The following is a 1,059-nucleotide window of genomic DNA, read 5'->3' as shown; positions in this document are numbered from 1 at the left end:
CGGCGATACCGCAACCCGCTCGTCTTCGATTTCGATTCCGGTCAACGCAAGCGCGAGGCCGCGGTGAGCTCTCGTCTTCCACACAGCAATGATCGAGGCGATCGCGAGGCAGAACGCGAGGAACCCGGAAAACGGGAAGCCGAGTGCGAGCAATGTGGCCCACCCGCCGGATCCGAGTGCCCAGCGCGCCAACCGCTTCCCGACGTTCGGGACAGGCCGTGGCCTCAGACGCACGACGTGCTCGCCCAACGTGCGGCCGGACAGGAGGACGACGACGAGTTGCAGAAGAGGCGCAACGAGCGCGGACACGTCGACGAGTGCGGTGAGCTGCGGTGACTGTGGGTTCCGCCCGGCGGCTGTCCAGGCCAGCGCCGTTCCAAGGCTGATGGCAGCTGACACGAACCAGATAGCCAGGACGTCGGACAGGATGCCCGAGAACCTGCGAGCTGCTGTTACCGGTCGCGGCGCTTCAGCGTCGTCGGTGCTCGAGCTGCTGGCTCCAGCGAGGAGTCCGACGAGCGGCGCGAGGAGTGTGCCGAGCAGAGCGCCGGCGGTGTTCGCGAAGAGGTCGTCGAAGTCGAACAGGCGATACGAGCACGGGTAGAGGAACCAGTCGCCGGTGAGCTGCGTGGTCTCGATGAGCAGCGACACGACCAGCCCAGCACCGAAGCCCGCGAGGAGCCCCATGAGGAGTCGGTGTCGGGCGAGGGCGTGCTTGGCGAACGCACCCAGCGGTAGGAACAGCAGCACGTTGAAGATCACTTGCGCGGCCGCCGGGTTCGAGACAAGGGAGCGCGGGCCGCTGATGCCCCCTTCCTTGGCGATATCGGCGAGGAAGGAGAAGGGACGCAGCTGGGGCCCGGCTGATGCCTGGCACATCGTCGAGACGTCCGCGGGCAGGGGCAACAGTGTGTACGTCAGCAATGCGAGAGCGTAGACAAGCGCGCCGAACGCGACGAGGGAGCGGCGGAACCGAAGTTGGCCGTGCGTCCGGTACTCGCGTGCGATCCATGGCACGAGTGCGGCGACGCTGAGCGCGAAGCCGATAGCGAGCGCGAT

Annotated in this window: 1 protein-coding gene; it reads right to left on the bottom strand. The window is 66.9% G+C overall.

The features are described 5' to 3' along the window. The coding region (locus GVY43_RS15690) for a VanZ family protein (RefSeq protein WP_159563796.1) at window positions 1–1,059 on the bottom strand (1,059 nt) is incomplete at both ends.

It is taken from the genome of Exiguobacterium sp. 8H (assembly GCF_902506255.1).
GTDB classification, from domain to species: Bacteria; Bacillota; Bacilli; order Exiguobacteriales; family Exiguobacteriaceae; genus Exiguobacterium; species Exiguobacterium profundum.
Note: the sequence above shows the minus strand (reverse complement) of the source record. Positions and strands in the feature narration are given on the sequence as shown.